Origin of the sequence: Lelliottia sp. F153 (assembly GCF_002870005.1) — a bacterium.
Classification (GTDB): domain Bacteria; phylum Pseudomonadota; class Gammaproteobacteria; order Enterobacterales; family Enterobacteriaceae; genus Enterobacter; species Enterobacter nimipressuralis.
The window spans coordinates 1-22,427 of sequence record NZ_PKFT01000016.1 but is presented as its reverse complement, the minus strand read 5'-3'; the positions used below and the strand labels follow the sequence as shown (position 1 = coordinate 22,427).

General features: G+C 54.7%; 16 protein-coding genes. 11 read left to right on the top strand and 5 right to left on the bottom strand.

What is annotated here, in order from left to right; genetic code table 11:
- The first annotated feature begins 1 nt into the window (after position 1).
- The 3 genes from ycaR (at position 2) to F153LOC_RS21125 (ending at position 1,967) form a co-directional block, all read left to right on the top strand.
- Positions 2-184: a protein YcaR gene (ycaR, locus tag F153LOC_RS21135; RefSeq protein ID WP_095281446.1), complete on the top strand. Its 183-nt coding sequence runs from the start codon at positions 2-4 to the stop codon at positions 182-184.
- Positions 181-927: a 3-deoxy-manno-octulosonate cytidylyltransferase gene (gene kdsB, locus F153LOC_RS21130; protein ID WP_102105757.1), complete on the top strand. Its 747-nt coding sequence runs from the start codon at positions 181-183 to the stop codon at positions 925-927. Before ycaR ends, kdsB begins: the two co-directional genes overlap by 4 nt.
- A gap of 146 nt (positions 928-1,073) precedes the next feature.
- A complete protein-coding gene (locus F153LOC_RS21125; protein WP_100776991.1) occupies positions 1,074-1,967 on the top strand; it encodes a YcbJ family phosphotransferase in 894 nt (297 codons plus the stop codon).
- On the opposite strand, the gene elyC is transcribed toward F153LOC_RS21125, so the two are convergent.
- Complete coding sequence (elyC, locus tag F153LOC_RS21120) at positions 1,944-2,723, bottom strand: envelope biogenesis factor ElyC (protein ID WP_102105758.1); 780 nt, start codon at positions 2,721-2,723, stop codon at positions 1,944-1,946. The genes F153LOC_RS21125 and elyC overlap by 24 nt on opposite strands.
- Before the next feature lie 124 nt (positions 2,724-2,847).
- Between elyC and cmoM the strand changes: the two genes are divergently transcribed.
- From cmoM to F153LOC_RS21080, 7 genes are all read left to right on the top strand, one after another.
- On the top strand, positions 2,848-3,627 hold the full coding sequence (gene cmoM / locus F153LOC_RS21115; protein WP_102105759.1) for a tRNA uridine 5-oxyacetic acid(34) methyltransferase CmoM: 780 nt from the start codon (positions 2,848-2,850) through the stop codon (positions 3,625-3,627).
- 3 nt (positions 3,628-3,630) lie between these two features.
- A complete protein-coding gene (gene mukF, locus F153LOC_RS21110; RefSeq protein ID WP_100776988.1) occupies positions 3,631-4,953 on the top strand; it encodes a chromosome partition protein MukF in 1,323 nt (440 codons plus the stop codon).
- On the top strand, positions 4,934-5,638 hold the full coding sequence (gene mukE / locus F153LOC_RS21105; RefSeq protein WP_102105760.1) for a chromosome partition protein MukE: 705 nt from the start codon (positions 4,934-4,936) through the stop codon (positions 5,636-5,638). Before mukF ends, mukE begins: the two co-directional genes overlap by 20 nt.
- On the top strand, positions 5,638-10,086 hold the full coding sequence (mukB, locus tag F153LOC_RS21100) for a chromosome partition protein MukB (protein ID WP_102105761.1): 4,449 nt from the start codon (positions 5,638-5,640) through the stop codon (positions 10,084-10,086). Before mukE ends, mukB begins: the two co-directional genes overlap by 1 nt.
- A 181-nt stretch (positions 10,087-10,267) precedes the next feature.
- Positions 10,268-12,091, top strand: coding sequence for a L,D-transpeptidase (gene ldtD / locus F153LOC_RS21095; protein WP_102105762.1), 1,824 nt, complete (start codon positions 10,268-10,270; stop codon positions 12,089-12,091).
- Between the two features lie 175 nt (positions 12,092-12,266).
- Positions 12,267-12,818 carry a YcbK family protein gene (locus tag F153LOC_RS21085; RefSeq protein WP_181827572.1) on the top strand — a complete coding sequence of 184 codons (552 nt, stop codon included), beginning with the start codon at positions 12,267-12,269 and terminating at the stop codon, positions 12,816-12,818.
- A gap of 15 nt (positions 12,819-12,833) precedes the next feature.
- Positions 12,834-13,481, top strand: a complete 648-nt coding sequence (locus tag F153LOC_RS21080; RefSeq protein ID WP_100776983.1) for an MBL fold metallo-hydrolase — start codon at positions 12,834-12,836, stop codon at positions 13,479-13,481.
- 56 nt (positions 13,482-13,537) lie between these two features.
- Here F153LOC_RS21080 and F153LOC_RS21075 read toward each other — a convergent pair whose 3' ends face one another.
- The 4 genes from F153LOC_RS21075 to pncB form a co-directional block, all read right to left on the bottom strand.
- Positions 13,538-14,728 carry an amino acid aminotransferase gene (locus tag F153LOC_RS21075; RefSeq protein ID WP_100776982.1) on the bottom strand — a complete coding sequence of 397 codons (1,191 nt, stop codon included), beginning with the start codon at positions 14,726-14,728 and terminating at the stop codon, positions 13,538-13,540.
- A 185-nt stretch (positions 14,729-14,913) separates the two neighbouring features.
- Positions 14,914-15,993 carry a porin gene (locus tag F153LOC_RS21070; RefSeq protein WP_100776981.1) on the bottom strand — a complete coding sequence of 360 codons (1,080 nt, stop codon included), beginning with the start codon at positions 15,991-15,993 and terminating at the stop codon, positions 14,914-14,916.
- Positions 15,994-16,599: 606 nt separating this feature from the next.
- Positions 16,600-18,000 (bottom strand): asparagine--tRNA ligase, encoded by a 1,401-nt coding sequence (asnS, locus tag F153LOC_RS21060; RefSeq protein WP_100776978.1) that lies wholly within the window; start codon positions 17,998-18,000, stop codon positions 16,600-16,602.
- 164 nt (positions 18,001-18,164) lie between these two features.
- Positions 18,165-19,367: a nicotinate phosphoribosyltransferase gene (pncB, locus tag F153LOC_RS21055; RefSeq protein WP_102105764.1), complete on the bottom strand. Its 1,203-nt coding sequence runs from the start codon at positions 19,365-19,367 to the stop codon at positions 18,165-18,167.
- A gap of 265 nt (positions 19,368-19,632) precedes the next feature.
- Between pncB and pepN the strand changes: the two genes are divergently transcribed.
- Positions 19,633-22,245: an aminopeptidase N gene (gene pepN, locus F153LOC_RS21050; RefSeq protein WP_102105765.1), complete on the top strand. Its 2,613-nt coding sequence runs from the start codon at positions 19,633-19,635 to the stop codon at positions 22,243-22,245.
- Positions 22,246-22,427: the final 182 nt, after the last annotated feature.

The window sequence follows — 22,427 nt, the reverse complement described above, 5'->3', positions numbered from 1 at the left end:
TATGGATCACCGTTTACTTGAAATTATTGCCTGCCCGGTGTGCAACGGCAAACTGTATTACAGCCAGGATAAGCAAGAGCTGATTTGCAAACTGGATAATCTGGCTTTCCCGTTTCGTGACGGCATTCCTGTCCTGCTGGAAACCGAAGCCCGTACGCTGGCGGCAGAAGAGAGCAGACCATGAGTTTTGTTGTCATCATTCCGGCACGATTCGCATCCACCCGTTTACCGGGCAAACCGCTGGTCGATATTAACGGTAAGCCGATGATTGTTCACGTTCTCGAGCGAGCACGTGAATCGGGTGCTGAGCGCGTGATTGTTGCCACGGATCATGAAGAGGTTGCGCGTGCGGTCGAAGCGGCGGGCGGCGAAGTGTGCATGACGCGCACGGATCACCAGTCGGGCACCGAAAGGCTGGCCGAAGTCGTCGAAAAATGCGGTTTCAGCGATGACACGGTAATCGTTAACGTGCAGGGCGACGAACCGATGATCCCGGCGGTGATTATCCGCCAGGTCGCGGAAAACCTCGCGCAGCGCCAGGTCGGAATGGCAACACTGGCCGTGCCGATTCACCACGCGGAAGAAGCATTTAACCCCAATGCCGTCAAAGTGGTGATGGACGCGGAAGGTTACGCGCTCTACTTCTCCCGTGCGACTATTCCCTGGGATCGCGATCGTTTTGCGCAGTCTAAAGAGGCCATTGGCGATACTTTCCTGCGTCATTTGGGCATTTACGGCTACCGTGCGGGCTTTATTCGCCGCTACGTGACCTGGGCACCAAGCCCGCTGGAGCACATCGAAATGCTCGAGCAGCTGCGCGTGCTGTGGTACGGCGAAAAAATCCATGTGGCTGTTGCGCAGGAAGTGCCTGGAACCGGCGTCGATACCCAGGAAGATCTCGAACGCGTACGCGCGGAACTGAAATAAATCTCCCGCATCCCCCCGTTCTGGGGGGATGTTCTACCGCCTCGTTTTTATCGCATTTTTCTACGTTCAAATTGATCTCATAAGGGTGACATCTGTCAGCTACACGCTCATTATGAAAGCAGTAGTTTTGATGGGGGTAATCTCATATGGAACAGTTGCGTGCTGAGCTGAGCCACCTGCTGGGTGAGAAACTCAGTCGGGTGGAGTGCGTGAGTGAGAAAGCGGACACTTCCCTGTGGTCGCTGTACGACAGTAACGGAAATCCCATGCCGTTAATGGCGAGAAGCTTTACCTCCCCCGGCGTCGCCAGGCAGCTGGCCTGGAAAATGTCGATGCTGGCACGCAGCGGGACGGTGCGGATGCCGACGGTGTATGGGGTTATGACCCACGAAGAACATCCCGGCCCGGATGTGCTGCTGATTGAGCGCCTGCGCGGTGTTCCGGTCGAAGCGCCCGCAAGAACGCCGGATCGTTGGGAGCAGCTCAAAGATCAGATTGTCGAAGGGCTACTGTCCTGGCACCGACAGGACAGCCGTGGGCTGGTCGGGCCGGTAGACAGCACCCAGGAAAACCTTTGGCCACTGTGGTATCGCCAGCGGGTCGAAGTGCTCTGGGGCACGCTCAACCAGTTCAACAATACCGGCCTGAGCATGCAGGATAAGCGTATTTTATTCCGCACCCGGGAATGTTTGCCGACGATGTTTGAGGGCTTTAACGATAACTGCGTGCTGGTTCACGGCAACTTTACCCTGCGCAGTATGCTGAAAGACGCCCGCAGCGATCAGCTTCTGGCGATGGTAGGGCCGGGGATTATGCTGTGGGCACCGCGCGAATATGAACTGTTCCGCTTAGGCGAAAGCGCGCTGGCAGAGAGCTTAATGTGGCACTATCTGCAGCGAGCGCCAGTCTCGGAATCTTTCCTCTGGCGCCGCTGGCTGTATCTGTTGTGGGATGAAGTCGCGCAGCTCGTTAATACCGGGCGTTTTAACCGCGCGAACTTCGATATGGCTACAAAATCACTCCTGCCCTGGCTCGCCTGACGAGCCTTTGAGCCACTGCCAGAGTCGTCCGAGGGATTCATACCCGACGCGATCGCTGTGCATCAGCCAGACTGGCGACGGGATCACGCGCTCCCAGGGATTGAGCGGCGCGTCGATCGCCAGTTGATTCGCCGGTGCGGGCAGGGGATGCAATCCGGCATGCTCAAAGAAAATCATCGCTCGCGGCAGATGCGAGGCGGACGTCACCAGCAGGAAAGGCGCATCGCCGATAGCCTGTTTCACGGCAGCGGCCTCTTCTTCCGTATCTTTCGGGCTGTCGAGAGTCATTATCGCCGAGCGCGGCACGCCGAGCGATTCTGCCACCCGCGCCCCAGCCTCTGCGGTGCTGACCGGATTCGTTTTAGCGGCGGCACCCGTAAAGATCATTTTCGATCCCGGATTGCTCAGCCACAGGCGGATCCCTTCGTTGAGGCGCGGCAAACTGTTGTTAATCAGGTTGGAGCTGGGCGCCCATTTATCGTCCCAGGTATAACCGCCGCCCAACACCACGATGTACTCCACTTTCTGATTTCCCTGCCACGTCGGGTACGTGTTTTCGATGGGGCGCAACAACCTGTCCGCCACCGGTTGCAGGCTTAACAGCAGCAGCGCCAGCCAGCCGGTGGTGATCACGATTTTGCCACTTCGCTGAAAACGGGTGAACCACACCAGCAGCAGCCCGAACGCAATGAACATCAGCAGGAGAGGGAGGGGAAGCATCATCCCTCCAATGTATTTCTTTAGGGTAAAAAGCATCCTTTTTGGTTCCTTTTTTAACCATACAGCAGGTGATTACACGCGATATTACACCAGAGAGGTTCATTCTCCGCGCGGGTGTGACAAAATAGCGGTTTTGCTGCTAGCGGATGGAACTCTCCCAATGCGGGATCGCAATTTTGATGACATCGCGGAAAAGTTTTCGCGGAACATTTACGGCACCACCAAGGGGCAGTTACGTCAGACGATCCTCTGGCAGGATCTGGATAACGTGCTGGCCACCTTTGGTGACCGAAAGTTGCGGGTACTGGATGCGGGCGGCGGTGAAGGTCAGACGGCCATTTTAATGGCGCAGCGCGGCCATCACGTCACGCTTTGCGATCTTTCTGCTGAAATGGTGGCGCGTGCGAAACGCGCGGCAGAAGAGAAAGGTGTGAGCGACAACATGCATTTTATACATTGCGCCGCTCAGGACATTGCGCAGCATTTGGAAACGCAGGTTGATCTGATATTGTTTCATGCTGTGCTGGAATGGGTCGCCGAACCTCAGGAAATGTTAAAAACTCTGTGGTCTGTGCTTACGCCCGGCGGCGCGTTGTCGCTGATGTTCTACAATGCTAACGGCCTGCTGATGCGTAACGTGCTGGTGGGCAATTTCGGCTATGTGCAACAGGGCATGTATAAAAAGAAACGGCGCACGCTTTCGCCGGACTTTCCACGCGATCCGCAGCAGGTCTATGGCTGGCTGGAAGAGATGGGGTGGGAGATCACCGGGAAAACGGGCGTCAGGGTTTTTCATGATTATCTGCGCGATAAACAAAAACAGCATGACTGTCTTGACGCTTTAACAGAAATAGAAACGCGGTATTGCCGTCAGGAACCCTTTATCAGTCTTGGGCGATATATTCACGTCATCGCGCGCAAGCCGCAGAAGCAAGGATAATTTATGAGTGAATTTTCCCAGACAGTCCCCGAACTGGTTGCCTGGGCCAGGAAAAACGATTTCTCCATCTCGCTGCCGGTAGACAGGCTCTCTTTCCTGCTGGCGGTCGCTACGCTTAACGGCGAACGCCTGGATGGAGAAATGAGCGAGGGTGAACTGGTGGACGCGTTCCGCCATGTCAGTGATGCGTTTGAGCAAACCAGCGAAACCATTAGCGTGCGTGCCAACAACGCGATCAACGAGATGGTGCGTCAACGTCTGCTGAACCGCTTTACAAGCGAGCAGGCGGAAGGAAACGCCATCTATCGTCTGACACCGCTGGGTATCGGCATTACGGACTATTACATCCGTCAGCGCGAATTCTCTACGCTGCGCCTCTCCATGCAGCTGTCGATCGTGGCGGGCGAGCTTAAACGGGCGGCGGATGCTGCGGACGAAAATGGGGATGAATTCCACTGGCATCGAAATGTCTACGCGCCGCTGAAATACTCGGTGGCCGAAATTTTCGACAGTATCGATCTCACCCAGCGGTTGATGGACGAGCAGCAGCAGCAGGTGAAAGATGATATCGCACAGCTGCTGAATAAAGACTGGCGTGCGGCGATCTCCAGCTGTGAGCTGCTGTTGTCTGAAACGTCCGGGACCCTGCGTGAACTGCAGGACACGCTGGAAGCCGCAGGGGATAAACTCCAGGCGAATCTGCTACGCATCCAGGATGCGACGCTGGCGCATGACGATCTGCATTTTGTCGATCGCCTGGTCTTCGATTTGCAAAGCAAACTCGACCGTATTATCAGCTGGGGCCAGCAGTCGATCGATCTGTGGATCGGCTATGACCGCCACGTGCATAAATTCATCCGTACCGCCATCGACATGGACAAGAACCGCGTGTTCGCCCAGCGTCTGCGTCAGTCGGTACAAAGCTATTTTGATGCGCCATGGGCGCTGACCTACGCCAACGCCGATCGTCTGCTGGATATGCGCGACGAAGAGATGGCGCTGCGTGACGAAGAGGTCACCGGCGAACTGCCGCCGGATCTGGAGTTTGAAGAATTCAACGAAATTCGTGAGCAACTTGCCGCGATGATCGAAGAACAGCTGGCCGTCTACAAAACCAGACAAGTGCCGCTGGATCTCGGCCTCGTGGTGCGCGACTATCTGGTGCAATACCCGCGTGCGCGCCATTTTGATATCGCCCGCATCGTCGTCGACCAGGCCGTTCGCCTGGGCGTCGCGCAAGCAGATTTCACCGGACTGCCGCCGAAGTGGCAGCCGATTAACGATTACGGAGCCAAGGTACAGGCGCATGTCATTGACAAATATTGAACAAGTGATGCCAGTTAAACTGGCCCAGGCGCTGGCAAATCCGTTATTTCCGGCGCTGGACAGCCAGCTGCGTGCCGGTCGTCACATTGGTCTTGACGAGCTGGATAATCACGCTTTTCTGATGGACTTCCAGGAGTATCTGGAAGAGTTTTATGCCCGTTACAACGTCGAGTTGATCCGCGCGCCAGAAGGCTTTTTCTACCTGCGCCCGCGCTCCACGACGCTGATCCCACGCTCTGTGCTGTCTGAGCTGGACATGATGGTGGGCAAAATTCTTTGCTATCTCTACCTCAGCCCGGAACGTCTGGCCAACGAAGGCATCTTCACCCAGCAAGAGCTGTATGACGAGCTGATGAGCCTCGCAGACGAAGGCAAGCTGCTCAAGCTTGTGAACAACCGCTCCACCGGGTCGGATCTTGACCGCCAGAAGTTACAGGAAAAAGTGCGCTCTTCCCTGAACCGCCTGCGCCGTCTGGGGATGGTCTGGTTTATGGGCCACGACAGCAGCAAATTCCGCATTACCGAATCCGTGTTCCGCTTTGGCGCTGATGTGCGTACTGGCGACGACCCGCGTGAAGCGCAGCTGCGCATGATCCGCGACGGTGAAGCCATGCCAATCGAAAATAATTTGCAGCTCAATGATGAGAATGAAGAGAGTCAGCCGGATAGCGGGGAGGAAGAGTAATGATTGAACGCGGTAAATTTCGTTCGCTAACGCTGGTTAACTGGAACGGTTTCTTCGCCCGAACCTTCGATCTGGATGAGCTGGTCACCACGCTCTCCGGCGGTAACGGGGCGGGTAAATCCACCACCATGGCGGCGTTCGTCACGGCGCTGATCCCTGATTTGACGCTGCTGCACTTCCGTAATACCACCGAAGCGGGCGCGACGAGCGGGTCTCGCGATAAAGGTCTGCACGGTAAGCTGAAGGCGGGCGTCTGTTATTCGATGCTGGATGTGATCAACTCCCGCCACCAGCGTGTGGTGGTCGGTGTGCGCCTGCAACAAATTGCGGGCCGCGACCGTAAAGTCGACATCAAACCTTTCGCCATCCAGGGGCTGCCAACGTCGGTTCAACCGACGTCGCTGCTGACGGAAACCCTTAACGATCGTCAGGCGCGCGTGCTGCCGCTGAATGAACTTAAAGAAAAGCTCGAAGCAATTGAAGGCGTCCAGTTTAAACAGTTCAACTCGATCACTGATTATCACTCGCTAATGTTCGATCTGGGCGTTGTCGCGCGTCGTCTGCGCACCGCGTCGGACCGCAGCAAATACTATCGCCTGATTGAAGCCTCCCTGTACGGCGGGATTTCCAGCGCCATCACCCGCTCCCTGCGCGACTACCTGTTGCCGGAAAACAGCGGCGTGCGTAAAGCCTTCCAGGACATGGAAGCGGCGCTGCGTGAAAACCGCATGACACTGGAAGCGATTCGCGTTACCCAGTCTGACCGCGACCTGTTCAAACATCTGATCAGCGAAGCGACCAACTACGTGGCGGCGGACTACATGCGTCACGCCAACGAGCGTCGCATTCATCTGGATAAAGCGCTGGAGTACCGCCGCGAGCTGTTTACCTCTCGCAAGCAGCTGGTGGCTGAGCAGTACAAACACGTTGAGATGGCCCGCGAGCTGGGCGAACACAACGGTGCCGAAGGCGATCTGGAAGCCGATTATCAGGCGGCCAGCGATCATCTGAATCTGGTGCAAACTGCCCTGCGTCAGCAGGAGAAAATCGAGCGCTATGAAGCCGATCTCGATGAACTGCAGATCCGTCTCGAAGAGCAAAACGAAGTGGTGGCAGAAGCCGCCGATATGCAGGAAGAGAAAGAGGCGCGCGCCGAGGCCGCCGAGCTGGAAGTGGATGAGCTGAAAAACCAGCTGGCCGACTACCAGCAGGCTCTCGATGTTCAGCAAACCCGTGCCATCCAGTACACCCAGGCTTTACAAGCGCTACAACGCGCGAAAGAGCTGTGCCACCTCCCGGATTTAACGCCGGATAGTGCTGACGAGTGGCTGGAGACCTTCCAGGCAAAAGAACAGGAAGCGACGGAGAAATTGCTCTCCCTCGATCAGAAAATGAGCGTGGCGCAGGCCGCGCACAGTCAGTTCGAACAGGCATATCAGCTGGTTGCGGCGATCAACGGCCCGCTGGCGCGCAGTGATGCCTGGGAAGTGGCGCGCGACTTGCTGCGCGATGGCGTCAATCAGCGCCATCTGGCGGAGCAGGTTCAGCCGCTGCGTATGCGTCTGAACGAGCTGGAACAGCGTCTGCGCGAACAGCAAGAGGCGGAACGCCTGCTGGCCGAATTCTGCAAACGCCAGGGTAAGCATGTCGATATCGACGATCTGGAAACGCTACATCAGGAACTGGAAGCGCGTATCGCGTCTCTGTCTGACAGCGTCTCCAGCGCCAGCGAGCAGCGCATGGTTCTGCGCCAGGAGCTGGAACAGCTGCAGTCGCGCACTCAGACGCTGCTGCGACGTGCACCAGTCTGGCTGGCCGCGCAAAGCAGCCTGAACCAGCTGAGCGAGCAGTGTGGCGAAGAGTTCGAGTCTAGCTCAGAAGTAACCGAATACCTGCAACAGCTGCTTGAGCGCGAGCGCGAAGCCATTGTTGAGCGTGACGAAATCGGTGCGCGTAAAAATGCCGTCGATGAAGAGATTGAACGTTTAAGTCAGCCAGGCGGCGCGGAAGATTCGCGTCTTAATGCGCTGGCGGAACGTTTTGGTGGTGTGCTGCTGTCCGAAATTTACGATGACGTCAGCCTTGAAGATGCGCCGTATTACTCTGCGCTGTATGGCCCGTCCCGTCATGCGATCGTCGTGCCGGATTTATCGCTGATTGCCGATCAGCTGGAAGGGCTGGAAGAGTGTCCGGAAGATCTCTATTTGATTGAAGGGGATCCGCAGTCCTTCGATGACAGCGTGTTCAGCGTCGATGAGCTGGAAAAAGCGGTGGTCGTGAAAGTTGCCGATCGCCAGTGGCGTTATTCTCGCTTCCCGACGCTGCCGATCTTTGGCCGCGCCGCGCGTGAAAACCGCATCGAAAACCTGCATGCCGAACGTGAAACCCTGTCTGAACGCTTCGCGACCCTGTCGTTTGACGTGCAGAAAACCCAGCGTTTGCACCAGGCCTTCAGCCGCTTTATCGGCAGCCACGTTGCGGTTGCCTTTGAGCCGGATCCAGAAGCTGAGATTCGCAAACTCAATACCCGTCGCGGCGAACTTGAGCGCGCGCTGAGCAATCATGAAAATGATAATCAGCAGAGCCGCGTACAGTTTGAACAGGCGAAAGAGGGCGTTGCCGCCCTGAACCGTATCCTGCCGCGTCTGAATCTGCTGGGTGACGAAACCCTCGCCGATCGCGTGGATGAAATTCAGGAACGCCTGGATGAAGCTCAGGAAGCCGCGCGCTTTGTCCAGCAGCACGGCAATCAGCTCGCAAAACTGGAGCCTGTGCTGTCGGTTCTGCAAAGCGATCCGGAACAGTATGAACAGCTGAAAGAAGATTATGCGTACTCCCAGCAGGTGCAGCGTGATGCGCGCCAGCAGGCGTTCGCACTGACCGAAGTGGTGCAGCGTCGCGCGCACTTTGGTTATAGCGACTCGGCAGAAATGCTGAGTGGCAACAGTGATTTGAACGAAAAACTGCGCCAGCGTCTGGAGCAGGCAGAAGCAGAACGTAGCCGCAGCCGTGATGCGCTGCGCAGCCACGCCGCACAGCTGAGTCAGTACAATCAGGTGCTGGCATCGCTGAAAAGCTCCTTCGACACCAAGAAAGAGCTGCTCACCGATCTGCATAAAGAGCTGCAGGATATCGGCGTTCGCGCGGACAGCGGGGCGGAAGAGCGTGCGCGCATTCGCCGCGATGAGTTGCACAGCCAGCTGAGCAACAACCGTTCACGCCGTCACCAGCTGGAAAAAGCCCTGACACTGTGCGAAGCGGAGATGGATAACCTGACCCGTCGCCTGCGTAAGCTGGAACGCGATTACCACGAGATGCGCGAGCAGGTCGTGACCGCCAAGGCGGGCTGGTGTGCGGTGATGCGCATGGTGAAAGACAATGGTGTCGAGCGTCGTCTGCACCGTCGCGAGCTGGCCTACCTCTCTGGCGATGAGCTGCGTTCGATGTCGGATAAAGCGTTGGGTGCTCTGCGTCTTGCGGTGGCGGACAACGAACATCTGCGCGATGTGCTGCGTATGTCTGAAGATCCAAAACGTCCTGAGCGCAAAATTCAGTTCTTCGTGGCGGTTTATCAACATCTGCGTGAACGTATTCGTCAGGACATCATTCGCACAGACGATCCGGTCGAAGCGATCGAACAGATGGAGATCGAACTGGGTCGCCTGACAGAAGAGCTGACCTCCCGCGAACAGAAGCTGGCCATCAGCTCTCGCAGCGTGGCGAACATTATTCGCAAAACGATTCAGCGCGAGCAAAACCGTATCCGGATGCTCAACCAGGGTCTGCAGAGCGTGTCGTTCGGCCAGGTGAACAGCGTTCGTCTGAACGTTAACGTCCGTGAAGCGCACGCCACGCTGCTGGATGTGCTCTCTGAGCAGCACGAGCAGCATCAGGATCTGTTTAACAGCAACCGTCTCAGCTTCTCCGAAGCGCTGGCGAAACTGTATCAGCGCCTGAATCCGCAGATTGATATGGGCCAGCGTACGCCGCAAACCATTGGTGAAGAGCTGCTGGATTACCGTAACTATCTGGAAATGGAAGTTGAGGTTAACCGTGGTTCTGACGGCTGGCTGCGTGCAGAATCCGGCGCACTTTCTACCGGCGAAGCGATCGGTACCGGGATGTCGATTCTGGTGATGGTCGTGCAGAGCTGGGAAGATGAAGCGCGCCGCCTGCGTGGCAAGGATATCTCGCCGTGTCGCCTGCTGTTCCTCGATGAGGCCGCGCGTCTGGATGCCCGTTCAATCGCAACGCTGTTTGAGCTGTGCGACCGTCTGGATATGCAGCTGATTATTGCGGCACCTGAGAACATCAGTCCGGAAAAAGGCACGACGTACAAACTGGTGCGTAAAGTGTTTAATAATACCGAACATGTTCACGTCGTGGGGCTGCGCGGTTTTGCGCCGCAGCCGCCGGAGTCGTTGCCGGGTACGGCTGACGCGTCTTAACGCGTTTTGATAAAAAGGGCGGCACACAGGTGCTGCCCTTTTTATTTGCTTAACTTGCGCTCAGGGCTGCGTTATCTTTAAACTTCTTTACATAAGGCAAGGCAGTAGCGTGTATGCCTTTCTATACTGAAGAAAAGCCCCGGTGTTGTGGGCAGGTCGTAAAGCAAACAGGGGGCAAGGGATGTTGCTAAAGAAAACTCATGGTCGTCAGCTATCCGCACTCAGTGTGTGCCTGACGTTAATATTCGCTCCACTGTTTAATGCCCAGGCTGATGAGCCTGAAGTGGTTCCTGTCGACAGTTCGGCGACGATGGGCGCACAGCCCACTTCGCTGCTGCAACCACTGGAACAATCTTCCGCGACCGCCATTATGGCAGGTATCAAAACGCTGCCTGCGGATGTGGATACGCAAGCCGTGCGCCAGCAGCTGCAATCCGGACTGCCGTCCGGCTACACGCCCGCCTATCTTAATCAGTTGACCTTACTGTATGCCGCGCGCGAGATGAAACCGATGTGGGACGATCGCGATGCGGTACGTGCTTTCCAGCAGCAACTGGCAGAAGTAGCTATCGCCGGTTTCCAGCCGCAGTTTACCGCGTGGGTTGAGCTTTTGACTGACCCGACGGTGACGGGGATGGCGCGCGACGTGGTTCTTTCCGATGCCATGATGGGCTATCTGCAGTTTGTGGCGGGTATTCCGGTCAATGGCAATCGCTGGCTTTACAGCGAAAAACCTTACAAGCTGGCGACACCCGCACTCTCTGTGATCAACCAGTGGCAAGTGTCGCTGGATAAGGGCACGCTTGTGCGCTTTATCGCCAGTCTGGCACCGGCCCATCCGCAATATGCCACCATGCATCAATCGTTGCTGCAACTGGTGGCAGATACACGCCCGTGGCCGCAACTGCGTGGCACCACTACGCTGCGTCCAGGACAGTGGAGCAGTGATGTTCCTGCGCTGCGCGAAATTCTTCGCCGCTCTGGTGAGGCCGATACAGGGCCGAAAATTGCGCTGCCAGGCGACGATCCGCAAAGCGTGGTGGTCAGCCCATCAGCGCCTGTACAGAAGAAAAAATCTGCCACTCCTGCCGATAAACCTGCTGCCTATGACCGTGAACTGGTTGCTGCAGTAAAAGCGTTCCAGACGGCTCAGGGCCTGGGGGCTGACGGGGTCATTGGACAGTCAACGCGCGATTGGCTGAACGTCTCACCGGCGCAGCGCGCAGGCGTGCTGGCCCTGAATATTCAGCGTTTACGCCTGCTTCCAGGAACCCTTTCCACCGGAATTATGGTGAACATACCGGCCTATTCGCTGGTTTATTATCAGAATGGCAGCGAAGTGCTGGCCTCCAGAGTCATTGTCGGGCGACCGGATCGTAAAACGCCGATGATGAGCAGCGCGCTGAACAACGTGGTGGTGAATCCGCCGTGGAACGTCCCACCGACGCTTGCGCGCAAAGATATTCTGCCGAAGTTGTGGAATGACCCGGGTTATCTCGAACGCCACGGTTATACGGTGATGCGCGGCTGGAACAGCAATCAGGCGATTGACCCGTATCAGGTCGACTGGTCGACGATTACGGCGTCAAACCTGCCATTCCGTTTCCAGCAGGCTCCGGGTGAGCGTAACTCACTTGGCCGCTATAAATTTAATATGCCAAGTTCCGATGCAATCTATCTGCACGACACGCCAAACCATAACCTGTTCCAGAAAGATACGCGCGCGCTGAGTTCTGGCTGTGTTCGCGTAAATAAGGCCTCCGAACTGGCGAATATGCTGTTGGGTGACGCAGGCTGGAACAACACGCGGATATCCGATGCGCTGAAAGAAGGGAATACGCGCTACGTGAATATTCGACAAAACATTCCGGTCAATCTTTACTATCTGACAGCGTTTGTTGGTGCTGATGGACGTACCCAATATCGTACAGATATTTACAATTACGATCTCACCGCGCGATCTGGCGCACAAATTTTGCCAAAAGCCGAACAATTAATCAGGTAAATGAAGTAGTTCGGGAAAAATGATTGTCGTAAGTTATGGTAGAGAAGGGGCTATATCGCTGTAAGCCCCGTATCTACTGGGGTTGGGTGCCTTGACGTTGGCTGTTCTGGCGGTTATGGTGCCCTTCGTGCGCTAAGCATATTTACGATAACATTGACCTGTAGACCTGATTATCATGGACAAATTTGACGCTAATCGCCGCAAGCTGCTGGCGTTAGGTGGTGTTGCGCTTGGCGCAGCGGCCATCTTACCGACGCCAGCATTTGCCACCCTCTCGACACCACGTCCGCGTATTTTAACGCTCAACAATCTTCACACTGGTGAGACGTTAAAAGCGGAGTTTTTCGATGGCAGAGGCTATATTCAGGATGAATTAGCAAGACTCAACCATTTTTTCCGTGATTACCGCGCGAATAAAATAAAAGCCATCGACCCAGGATTATTTGATCAGCTTTTCCGCCTCCAGGGCCTGCTCGGAACCCGCAAGCCGGTGCAACTCGTTTCCGGTTATCGCTCTATTGATACCAATAACGAACTGCGCGCCCATAGCCGTGGGGTAGCCAAAAAAAGCTATCACACTAAAGGACAGGCGATGGACTTTCATATTGAAGGCGTTTCATTAGCCAATATTCGCAAAGCTGCGTTATCTATGCGCGCAGGTGGTGTAGGATATTATCCACGTAGCAATTTTGTGCATATTGATACCGGGCCAACACGGCACTGGTAATAATGAAGGAGCAGTATGAACTATCGTATTATTCCGGTGACTGCGTTCGCCCAGAACTGTTCATTAATCTGGTGTGAACAAACCAAACTGGCCGCGCTTGTCGATCCCGGCGGAGATGCTGAGAAGATCAAGCAGGAAGTCGACGCGTCCGGCGTGACGCTGATGCAGATTTTGCTGACCCATGGTCACCTCGACCATGTGGGGGCTGCGGCAGAGCTGGCACAACATTACGGTGTGCCAGTCATTGGACCGGAAAAAGAAGATGAGTTCTGGCTGCAGGGCTTGCCTGCCCAAAGCCGTATGTTTGGTCTTGATGAGTGTCAGCCTCTGACGCCCGATCGCTGGCTGAATGAAGGCGAGAGCGTTAACGTCGGAAACGTGACGCTACAGGTGTTGCATTGCCCGGGCCATACGCCGGGGCACATCGTCTTCTTTGACGATCAATCGCGTTTGCTCGTCTCGGGTGACGTGATTTTCAAAGGCGGCGTAGGACGCAGCGACTTCCCGCGAGGCGACCACGGTCAGTTGATTCAGTCGATTAAACAGAAGTTATTGCCGTTAGGTGATGATGTGACGTTTATTCCAGGCCATGGCCCACTGTCGACGCTAGGATACGAGCGGGTGCACAACCCGTTCCTGCAGGATGAAATGCCTGTCTGGTAAACCCCATTAAAAAAGCCTGCTATCAGCAGGCTTTTTTGTCACTACAAGTACCGATTTTACAGTACAGCGACAATCGCTTCGCACAGCGGTGCCATGTTGTCTGGCGTCATTCCCGCGACGTTCACACGCCCAGAAGCGACAGCATACACACCAAACTCTTCGCGCAGACGCAGAACTTGTTCTTTGGTCAGGCCGCTAAACGAGAACATACCGTTCTGTTTGATGATGAAGCTGAAGTCACGATCCGCCCCTTTTTCTGCCAGCGTGTTCACAAACAGCAGACGCATGCGCTGGATACGTTGACGCATGTCGTTCAGCTCTTGTTCCCAAATGGCGCGCAGGGCGTCATTGCTGAGGATGGTCGCTACGACAGATGCACCGTGTGCCGGTGGGTTGGAGTAGTTAGCACGAATCACCGATTTCATCTGGCTGAACGCACGATCAACGGTTTGCTCATCGGCTGCCACCAGCGTACAGGCGCCTACACGCTCATTGTACAGACCAAAGTTCTTGGAATAGGAGCTGGCGACGATCAGTTCCTGATGAACTGCGGCAAAGGCGCGCAGGCCCTCTGCATCTTCTTCCAGACCGCGAGCAAAGCCCTGGTAGGCGAAGTCGAAGAGCGGCAACCAGCCTTTTTCTACAGACAGTTTTGCCAGCTGTTCCCACTGTTCCAGCGTCGGATCGATACCGGTTGGGTTGTGGCAGCAGCCATGGAACAGCACCACGTCACCCGCCTGTGCTTCGTTCAGGCTGGAGAGCAGGCCGTCAAAGTCGAGCGTATGGTTTGCCGCGTCATAATAAGCATATTCACGCACTTCCAGCCCCGCAGAGTTAAACACGCTCTTGTGGTTCGGCCAGCTTGGGTTGCTCACCCAAACGCGCTTCACAGCGGTGTTTTTCGCGAGGAAATCCGCCGCGACGCGTAATGCGCCGGTACCGCCAGGCGTCTGGGCTGTGCGGGCACGCTTATCGCTAACAATCGTGCTGCCTTTTCCAAACAGCAGCTCCTGAGTGCAGCGACCAAATTCCGGGATACCGTCGATACCGAGGTAGTTTTTGGTGTTTTCGTTTTCCAGCAGGTACTGCTCAGCTTTTTTAACGCTGGTCAGGACCGGAGTCTTGCCGGTTTCATCTTTATAGACACCAATACCCAGGTTAATTTTTCCAGGGCGGTCATCGGCACGAAACAGATCGGCCAGGCCCAGAATAGGGTCGGCAGGGGCGGCGGTAATGTTCTCAAACATGACGAGGTTCCATTGTGATTACAGAAGTGAAATCCGCTATCAGGTTAACGGTAGATTTACAAAATGCCAACCGTTTGCGACGAAAAGCGTGCGCCTTTTCAAAAGTCGCTACTTTTTGCTTTCAGCCATAAAAAAAACAGGACCGAAGTCCTGTTTTTAAGGCATTTAGCAGAGAGGGCTGCTTATTAGAACTGGTAAACGATACCAACACCAGCCTGGTCGTCGGTAGACAGACTCACCGCACGGGTGTAGCTATTATCGTCCAGCAGGTTGAAGCGGTAAGCCGCGTATACGTTCATGTTCTTGTTGAAGTAGTACCAGGTACCCAGCTCAATATATTTAACCAGGTCAGCGTCGCCACCAGCGAAGCCGTTACGGTCGCTCAGGTTTTTACCTTTAGACTGAACGTATCCCAGGGATGGACGCAGGCCGAAGTCGAACTGGTACTGTACTACTGCTTCAATGTTCTGAGTTTTGTTTGCGAATTCGTCGTCGTTTTCGCGGGTCATGTTACGGGATTCGCCGTACATAACAGATGCGTACAGGTTGTTCGCATCGTATTTAACAGAAGTTGCCCAACCTTCAGCGCGTTTACCTTTGCCGTCAGCAGACTGATCAGAAGAACGGTCAGAGTTGGTGTACGCTGCAGTTACGTTGAAGCCTTCAGCGAAGTCATAACCCAGAGAGTAGCTGCCACCGTCGCCGTTCTGACGAGCTGGGGTGTGACCAGATTCGTTTTTACCCTGGTATTGCAGACCCAGGTTCAGACCGTCAACCAGACCGAAGAAGTTGGAGTTACGGTAAGTTGCCAGACCGGTGCTACGGCCAGTCATGAAGTTGTCTGTTGCTGCCAGGGAGTCGCCACCCCAGATAACGAACATATCGGTAGATGCCAGTGCATCGTAGAACGCACCGTAATTACGGCCGTAATCGAATGAACCGTAGTCGCCGCCTTTCAGACCAGCGAATGCCAGACGGGTTTTAGTACCCTGAGCGCCTTCCTGTGCGGAAGCATCCATGTTGTATTCCCACTGGCCGTAACCGGTCAGTTGGTCATTAACCTGGGTTTCACCTTTGAAGCCGATACGGGCATAGGTGGTGTCATTGTTGTTAGAGTCACCGTTGGTAGTCCACTGGTGCTCACCTACAGCCTTACCGTAGAAGTCCAGTTTGTTGCCGTTTTTGTTATAGATTTCTGCAGCGTTTGCTGCACCGGCTACCAGCAGGGCAGGGATAACCACTGCCAGGATATTGCGCTTCATCATTATTTATTACCCTCATTGGTTTTTTTATGACACTCGCCACTGCCCACAATAAATTCTGTCAATAAATATTTCCGGAACTATTGATGAGAGTTTGGTGTCTTTATGTATCTGACAGGCATCTTTCCATTCATATAACCGTTTCGCTAGCCTGAAAGTGCTACAAAGATAAAGATTGAGTAACAAAAAGAAATTATGTGTAACTAAATGTGTATTATTCGGAACTTTGTGAAGCACCTCAAATTTCGGAACTGATTGCTGAATAAAAACACTAACCCATTCCTATATATATGAATTGCTTATATTTAATTTTGATAAAGGCTTTTCGTATCAACAGAAGTTAAACAATGCACTTTTTCTTATTGTATACATTAGCCATCCAGAGGGCTGTGTAAGTGGGTATTTTTTGTGCTAAAGCACGTTAAGGTAATAAGGCGCAATAAGAATGTGGTTTATTTTTTGTTCGTAGATATTTCATGGAAATAAAACGTAACAGGTGGAATATTTGGCGGGGTTGTACTTTGAAGATACTGACTTTCAACTGACATAAACTGACAGTGCAGAATAAAATAACGGCCAGCAGTTGCTGGCCGTTATTAATTGTGAGGATTAGAAACTGGCGTTACGCGGAGTACGTGGGAATGGAATCACGTCACGCACGTTCTGAACGCCGGTGACGTATGCAATCAGACGTTCAAAGCCCAGACCGAAGCCTGAGTGTGGCACGGTACCGTAACGGCGCAGGTCGCGATACCAGCTGTAATCCGCTGGATTAAGACCCATCTCTTCCATACGCGCGTCCAGCACGTCCAGACGCTCTTCACGCTGAGAGCCACCGATGATTTCACCGATGCCCGGCGCCAGCACATCCATCGCCGCAACGGTCTTACCGTCTTCGTTAAGGCGCATGTAGAAGGCCTTAATGTCTTTCGGATAGTTTTTCACGACCACCGGTGCTTTGAAGTGTTTCTCAGCCAGGTAGCGTTCGTGTTCAGAAGATAAATCCACGCCCCAGTAAACCGGGTTCTCGAATTTCTCACCGCATTTTTCCAGGATCGCTACCGCGTCGGTGTAATCGACCTGCGCGAAGTCCGCAGAGACGAAACGCTCCAGACGGGCAACCGCATCGCTGTCGACACGCTCGGCGAAGAATTTCATGTCGTCTGCGCGCTCTTCCAGAACCGCTTTGAAGACATACTTCAGCATCGCTTCAGCCAGAGCCGCCGCGTCATTCAGATCGGCAAACGCCACTTCCGGCTCCAGCATCCAGAACTCCGCCAGGTGGCGGCTGGTGTTGGAGTTTTCAGCACGGAAGGTTGGGCCAAAGGTGTAGATTTTTGACAGGGCGCAGGCATAAGTTTCGCCATTAAGCTGGCCGGATACGGTCAGGAACGCCTCTTTACCGAAGAAGTCCTGGTCGAAGTCCACTTTGCCTTCTGGTGTGCGCGGCAGATTTTCCAGATCCAGCGTAGAAACGCGGAACATTTCGCCCGCACCTTCGGTATCGGACGCGGTGATCAGCGGCGTGGAGACCCAGAAGTAACCCTGCTCGTCGAAGAAGCGGTGCAGCGCTTGCGCCAGCGTGTGACGAACGCGTGCGACGGCACCAATCATGTTGGTACGCGGGCGCAGGTGAGCCACTTCACGCAGATATTCGATGCTGTGGCGTTTTGCCGCCATTGGATAGGTGTCTGGATCTTCAACCCAGCCGGTCACTTCAACAGACGTCGCCTGGATTTCGAAGCTCTGACCCTGGCCTGGAGACGCAACCACGACACCCGTCACGATAACGGAACAGCCGGTGGTCAGGCGCAGAACTTCGTCATTGTAATTGGGCAGAGAATTATTAATAACGGCCTGTACAGGATCAAAGCAGGAACCGTCATAGACGGCAAGGAAGGAGATGCCAGCTTTAGAATCTCGGCGAGTACGCACCCATCCGCGCACGGTGACTTCTTGGTCAACGGCGACGCGGCCCTGGAGTACGTCGGCTACAGGCACAACGCTCATAATATTCTCTCTGTTAATAGTCGGAAAAAATAGACACTTGTTCACCCTTATAGGGGGATATCTATGTTACCTGGCATCCGCCATCAGACAAGCAGATTTCGCAGAGAAAAGAGAGAAATTAGTAAAAATTTGGACGGGGGGCCGATAAGCCCCCCTGAAGAGGATTAACTGGCTTTCTTAATCTGTGGCAGATCGAAGGCTTTACGCAGTGCGCGCACGAACGCTTTATCATGGCAGATGGTTTTACCCGGGCTGTCAGAAAGCTTGGCGACCGGCTTGCCGTTACATTCCACCAGTTTGATGACGATATTCAGCGGTTTTACCTGGGGAATATCGCACGTCAGGCGGGTACCGATGCCGAAGCTGAGGTTAACCCTGGAGGAGAACTGGCGGTAAAGATCGACCGCTTTTGTCAGATCCAGATTGTCGGAGAAGACCAGCACTTTGGTGAGCGGGTCGATGCCGAGCTTCTGATAATGGGCGATTGCTTTCTCACCCCATTCAACCGGATCCCCGGAGTCATGGCGCAGACCCTGATAGCGATTGGCAAATTCCGGGCCGAAATCGCGCAGGAATGCATCCATGGTAATACAGTCGGTGAGGGCAATACCCAGCTGATCCGGATACTCATCAAGCCATGCGGCGAGCGCCGCGCGCTGGCTGGTGGCGAGATCGGGGCTTATCTGCTGATGCGCCTGGAACCACTCGTGAGCCTGCGTGCCCATCGGCGTCAGATTACGGCGACGCGCCAAATCATAGTTGCTGGTTCCGACAAACCACGGCTCTTGCTGCAGACGTTCCACAATCGCCTGCTGCACTTCGCGGGAGAAACGACGGCGCGTGCCGAAATCCATCAGTCGGAAACGGGACATATCAATCGATTCCGTCATCTGGTGGAAATCAACCAGCTTGCTTTCCAGCGTCGCCAGCGCCTGTTCAACGCTCGCTTCGGGAGAACGGTAGCGGTGCACAATCTCGCTAATCACCGCCAGCAGCGGCACTTCCCACATGATCACTTCACGCCACGGGCCGGCGAGGCGAATGTGCAGCCTGCCATTATTGTTGGTGACGGTAACCTGTTCGGGGTTGTAGCGGAAATCGCGCAGCCAGTTGAGATAGTCGGCTTTGAAGAAGGGGAGGCCAGAGAGCCACTGGTATTCGTCGTCCTGAAGAGTCAGATGCTGCATGGCATCGACCTGTTCACGGATGGTATCAGCGTAAATACCGAGCAGGTCATCACCGCGGCAGCGGAATTCAGCCGCTACCTCTACATCATAGTAATGGTGAAAAACGGCTTGCTGCATATGCAGTTTATACGCATCGGTATCCAGCAGTGTATGCAGAACAGGGGAAGCGAATTGAGTCATAGGTGCGCAGTAGCATCCTCTCACGGGAGCGTTTAGTACAATAAACAACTATTGAAACCGCTGGAGTATACCTTGTTTAGCGATTTATTGAACCCCGATCACAACATAAGCTGCCGTTATGGTCGAGGGCATTTCGTGCCCCGTGTTATACAAATGTAGCAAAAATGGTTTTTCCGCCTGAAAAGATGAACATTCTGCGTAGCGCGTTTTACACAACAGGAATAGACTGGATTCGTTATTCGACAAACGATGCATAAGGTTTTCTATGACACAACAGCCACAAGCCAAATACCGCCACGACTACCGTGCGCCGGAATACCTGATTAGCGATATCGATCTGACTTTTGACCTGGATGCCACCAAAACCGTTGTCACGGCCGTAAGCCAGGTCACACGCCAAAGTGCGACGGCTGTTCCGCTGCGTCTCGATGGCGAAGACCTGACGCTGGTCTCAGTCCACGTGAACGACGAAGCCTGGTCTGACTATAAAGAAGAAGAGAACCAGCTGGTCATCAACAATCTGCCAGAGCGTTTCTCCCTGCGCATCGTGACTGAAATCAGCCCGGCGTCCAATACGGCGCTGGAAGGCCTGTATCAGTCAGGCGTGGCGCTTTGCACCCAGTGCGAAGCCGAAGGTTTCCGCCATATTACCTGGTATCTGGACCGCCCGGACGTTCTGGCGCGTTTCACCACCAAAATCATTGCCGATAAAAAGCGTTATCCGTATCTGCTTTCCAACGGTAACCGTGTGGGGCAGGGCGAGCTGGAAAATGGCCGTCACTGGACACAGTGGCAGGATCCGTTCCCGAAACCATGCTACCTGTTTGCCCTTGTCGCGGGTGATTTCGACGTGCTGCGCGATACCTTCAAAACCCGTTCCGGCCGCGACGTCGCGCTGGAGCTGTTTGTCGATCGTGGCAACCTCGACCGCGCGCCGTGGGCGATGACGTCCCTGATTAACTCTATGAAGTGGGACGAAGAGCGTTTCGGCCTGGAGTACGATCTCGACATCTATATGATCGTCGCCGTCGACTTCTTTAATATGGGCGCGATGGAGAACAAAGGCCTGAACGTCTTTAACTCCAAATACGTGCTGGCCCGTACCGACACCGCCACCGATAAAGATTACCTCGATATCGAACGCGTGATTGGTCACGAGTATTTCCACAACTGGACCGGGAACCGCGTCACCTGCCGCGACTGGTTCCAGCTGAGCCTGAAAGAGGGCCTGACCGTGTTCCGCGATCAGGAGTTTAGCTCCGATCTGGGATCACGCGCCGTCAACCGCATCAGCAATGTGCGCACCATGCGCGGCCTGCAGTTTGCCGAAGACGCCAGCCCAATGGCGCACCCGATTCGTCCTGACAAAGTGATTGAGATGAACAACTTCTACACCCTGACGGTGTACGAGAAAGGTTCTGAAATCATTCGTATGATCCACACCCTGCTCGGCGAAGAGAACTTCCAGAAAGGGATGCAGCTCTATTTCGAACGCCACGACGGTAGCGCGGCGACGTGCGACGATTTCGTCCAGGCGATGGAAGATGCGTCCAACGTCGACCTGTCGCATTTCCGCCGCTGGTACAGCCAGGCCGGTACGCCGATTGTCAGCGTTAAAGATGACTACAATCCGGAAACCGAACAGTACACCCTGACCATCAGCCAACGCACGCCGCCGACAGCTGAGCAGGAAGAGAAGCACCCGCTGCACATTCCGTTTAGCATCGAGCTGTACGATAACGAAGGCAACGTGATCCCGCTGCAGAAGGGCGGTCATCCGGTGCATCACGTGCTGAACGTAACCCAGGCGGAACAGACCTTTATCTTTGATAACGTCTACTTCCAGCCGGTTCCGGCGCTGCTGTGCGAATTCTCCGCACCGGTGAAACTGGAATATAAGTGGAGCGATCAGCAGCTCACCTTCCTGATGCGTCATGCGCGCAACGATTTCTCCCGCTGGGATGCGGCGCAGAGTCTGCTGGCGACCTACATCAAACTGAACGTGAACCGTCACCAACAGGGTCAGCCGCTGTCGCTTCCGGTTCACGTTGCCGATGCGTTCCGCGCCATTTTGCTGGATGAGAAAATCGATCCGGCGCTGGCCGCAGAGATCCTGACGCTGCCGTCCGCGAGCGAAATCGCCGAGCTGTTCGAGATTATCGACCCCATCGCCATTACCGCCGTGCGTGAAGCCCTGACCCGCACGCTGGCGACCGAACTGGCCGATGAATTCCTGGCCATTTACAACGCCAACAAGCTCGACGAATACCGTGTGGAACACGCGGATATCGGCAAGCGTTCCCTGCGTAACACCTGTCTGCGCTATCTGGCATTTGGTGAAACGGAACTGGCGAACACGCTTGTCAGTAAGCAGTATCACGAAGCCGATAACATGACCGACGCCTTAGCGGCCCTGGCGGCGAGCGTGGCGGCAGAGCTGCCGTGCCGTGATGCGCTGATGCAAGAGTACGATGATAAGTGGCATCAGGACGGCCTGGTGATGGATAAGTGGTTTATCCTGCAAGCCACCAGCCCGGCGGCGGATGTGCTGAGCAAGGTACGCAATCTGCTCAAACACCGCTCTTTCACCATGAGCAACCCGAACCGCGTGCGTTCCCTGATTGGCGCGTTTGCTAGCAGCAACCCGGCGGCCTTCCATGCGGAAGACGGCAGCGGTTATCAGTTTATGGTGGAAATGCTGACTGAGCTTAACAGCCGTAACCCGCAGGTGGCATCGCGTCTGATTGAGCCGCTGATCCGCCTGAAACGCTACGACGCAGCGCGTCAGGCGAAAATGCGTGCTGCCCTTGAGCAGTTAAAAGGGCTGGAAAATCTGTCGGGCGATCTGTTCGAGAAGATTACGAAGGCGCTGGCCTGAGGTTAATGCCAGGTAACACTGTTAAGTAAAAACAAAACGGCAACGCAAGTTGCCGTTTTTTATCCCTGCATGAACACCACCTCCTATGGAGGTGGTCAGCAATAAGTTGGCTCTGCCAATAATGCTACTCATGGGAAAATCCGAATCTGTTATCCCCATAACTGATAAGGATTTAACCATGA

What these genes read in the sequence shown, in the direction of transcription:
- ycaR (WP_095281446.1), top strand. Translation starts at nt 2, where the DNA reads ATGGATCACCGTTTACTTGAAATTATTGCCTGCCCGGTGTGCAACGGC.
- kdsB (WP_102105757.1), top strand. Translation starts at nt 181, where the DNA reads ATGAGTTTTGTTGTCATCATTCCGGCACGATTCGCATCCACCCGTTTA.
- F153LOC_RS21125 (WP_100776991.1), top strand. Translation starts at nt 1,074, where the DNA reads ATGGAACAGTTGCGTGCTGAGCTGAGCCACCTGCTGGGTGAGAAACTC.
- elyC (WP_102105758.1), bottom strand. Translation starts at nt 2,723, where the DNA reads ATGCTTTTTACCCTAAAGAAATACATTGGAGGGATGATGCTTCCCCTC.
- cmoM (WP_102105759.1), top strand. Translation starts at nt 2,848, where the DNA reads ATGCGGGATCGCAATTTTGATGACATCGCGGAAAAGTTTTCGCGGAAC.
- mukF (WP_100776988.1), top strand. Translation starts at nt 3,631, where the DNA reads ATGAGTGAATTTTCCCAGACAGTCCCCGAACTGGTTGCCTGGGCCAGG.
- mukE (WP_102105760.1), top strand. Translation starts at nt 4,934, where the DNA reads ATGTCATTGACAAATATTGAACAAGTGATGCCAGTTAAACTGGCCCAG.
- mukB (WP_102105761.1), top strand. Translation starts at nt 5,638, where the DNA reads ATGATTGAACGCGGTAAATTTCGTTCGCTAACGCTGGTTAACTGGAAC.
- ldtD (WP_102105762.1), top strand. Translation starts at nt 10,268, where the DNA reads ATGTTGCTAAAGAAAACTCATGGTCGTCAGCTATCCGCACTCAGTGTG.
- F153LOC_RS21085 (WP_181827572.1), top strand. Translation starts at nt 12,267, where the DNA reads ATGGACAAATTTGACGCTAATCGCCGCAAGCTGCTGGCGTTAGGTGGT.
- F153LOC_RS21080 (WP_100776983.1), top strand. Translation starts at nt 12,834, where the DNA reads ATGAACTATCGTATTATTCCGGTGACTGCGTTCGCCCAGAACTGTTCA.
- F153LOC_RS21075 (WP_100776982.1), bottom strand. Translation starts at nt 14,728, where the DNA reads ATGTTTGAGAACATTACCGCCGCCCCTGCCGACCCTATTCTGGGCCTG.
- F153LOC_RS21070 (WP_100776981.1), bottom strand. Translation starts at nt 15,993, where the DNA reads ATGATGAAGCGCAATATCCTGGCAGTGGTTATCCCTGCCCTGCTGGTA.
- asnS (WP_100776978.1), bottom strand. Translation starts at nt 18,000, where the DNA reads ATGAGCGTTGTGCCTGTAGCCGACGTACTCCAGGGCCGCGTCGCCGTT.
- pncB (WP_102105764.1), bottom strand. Translation starts at nt 19,367, where the DNA reads ATGACTCAATTCGCTTCCCCTGTTCTGCATACACTGCTGGATACCGAT.
- pepN (WP_102105765.1), top strand. Translation starts at nt 19,633, where the DNA reads ATGACACAACAGCCACAAGCCAAATACCGCCACGACTACCGTGCGCCG.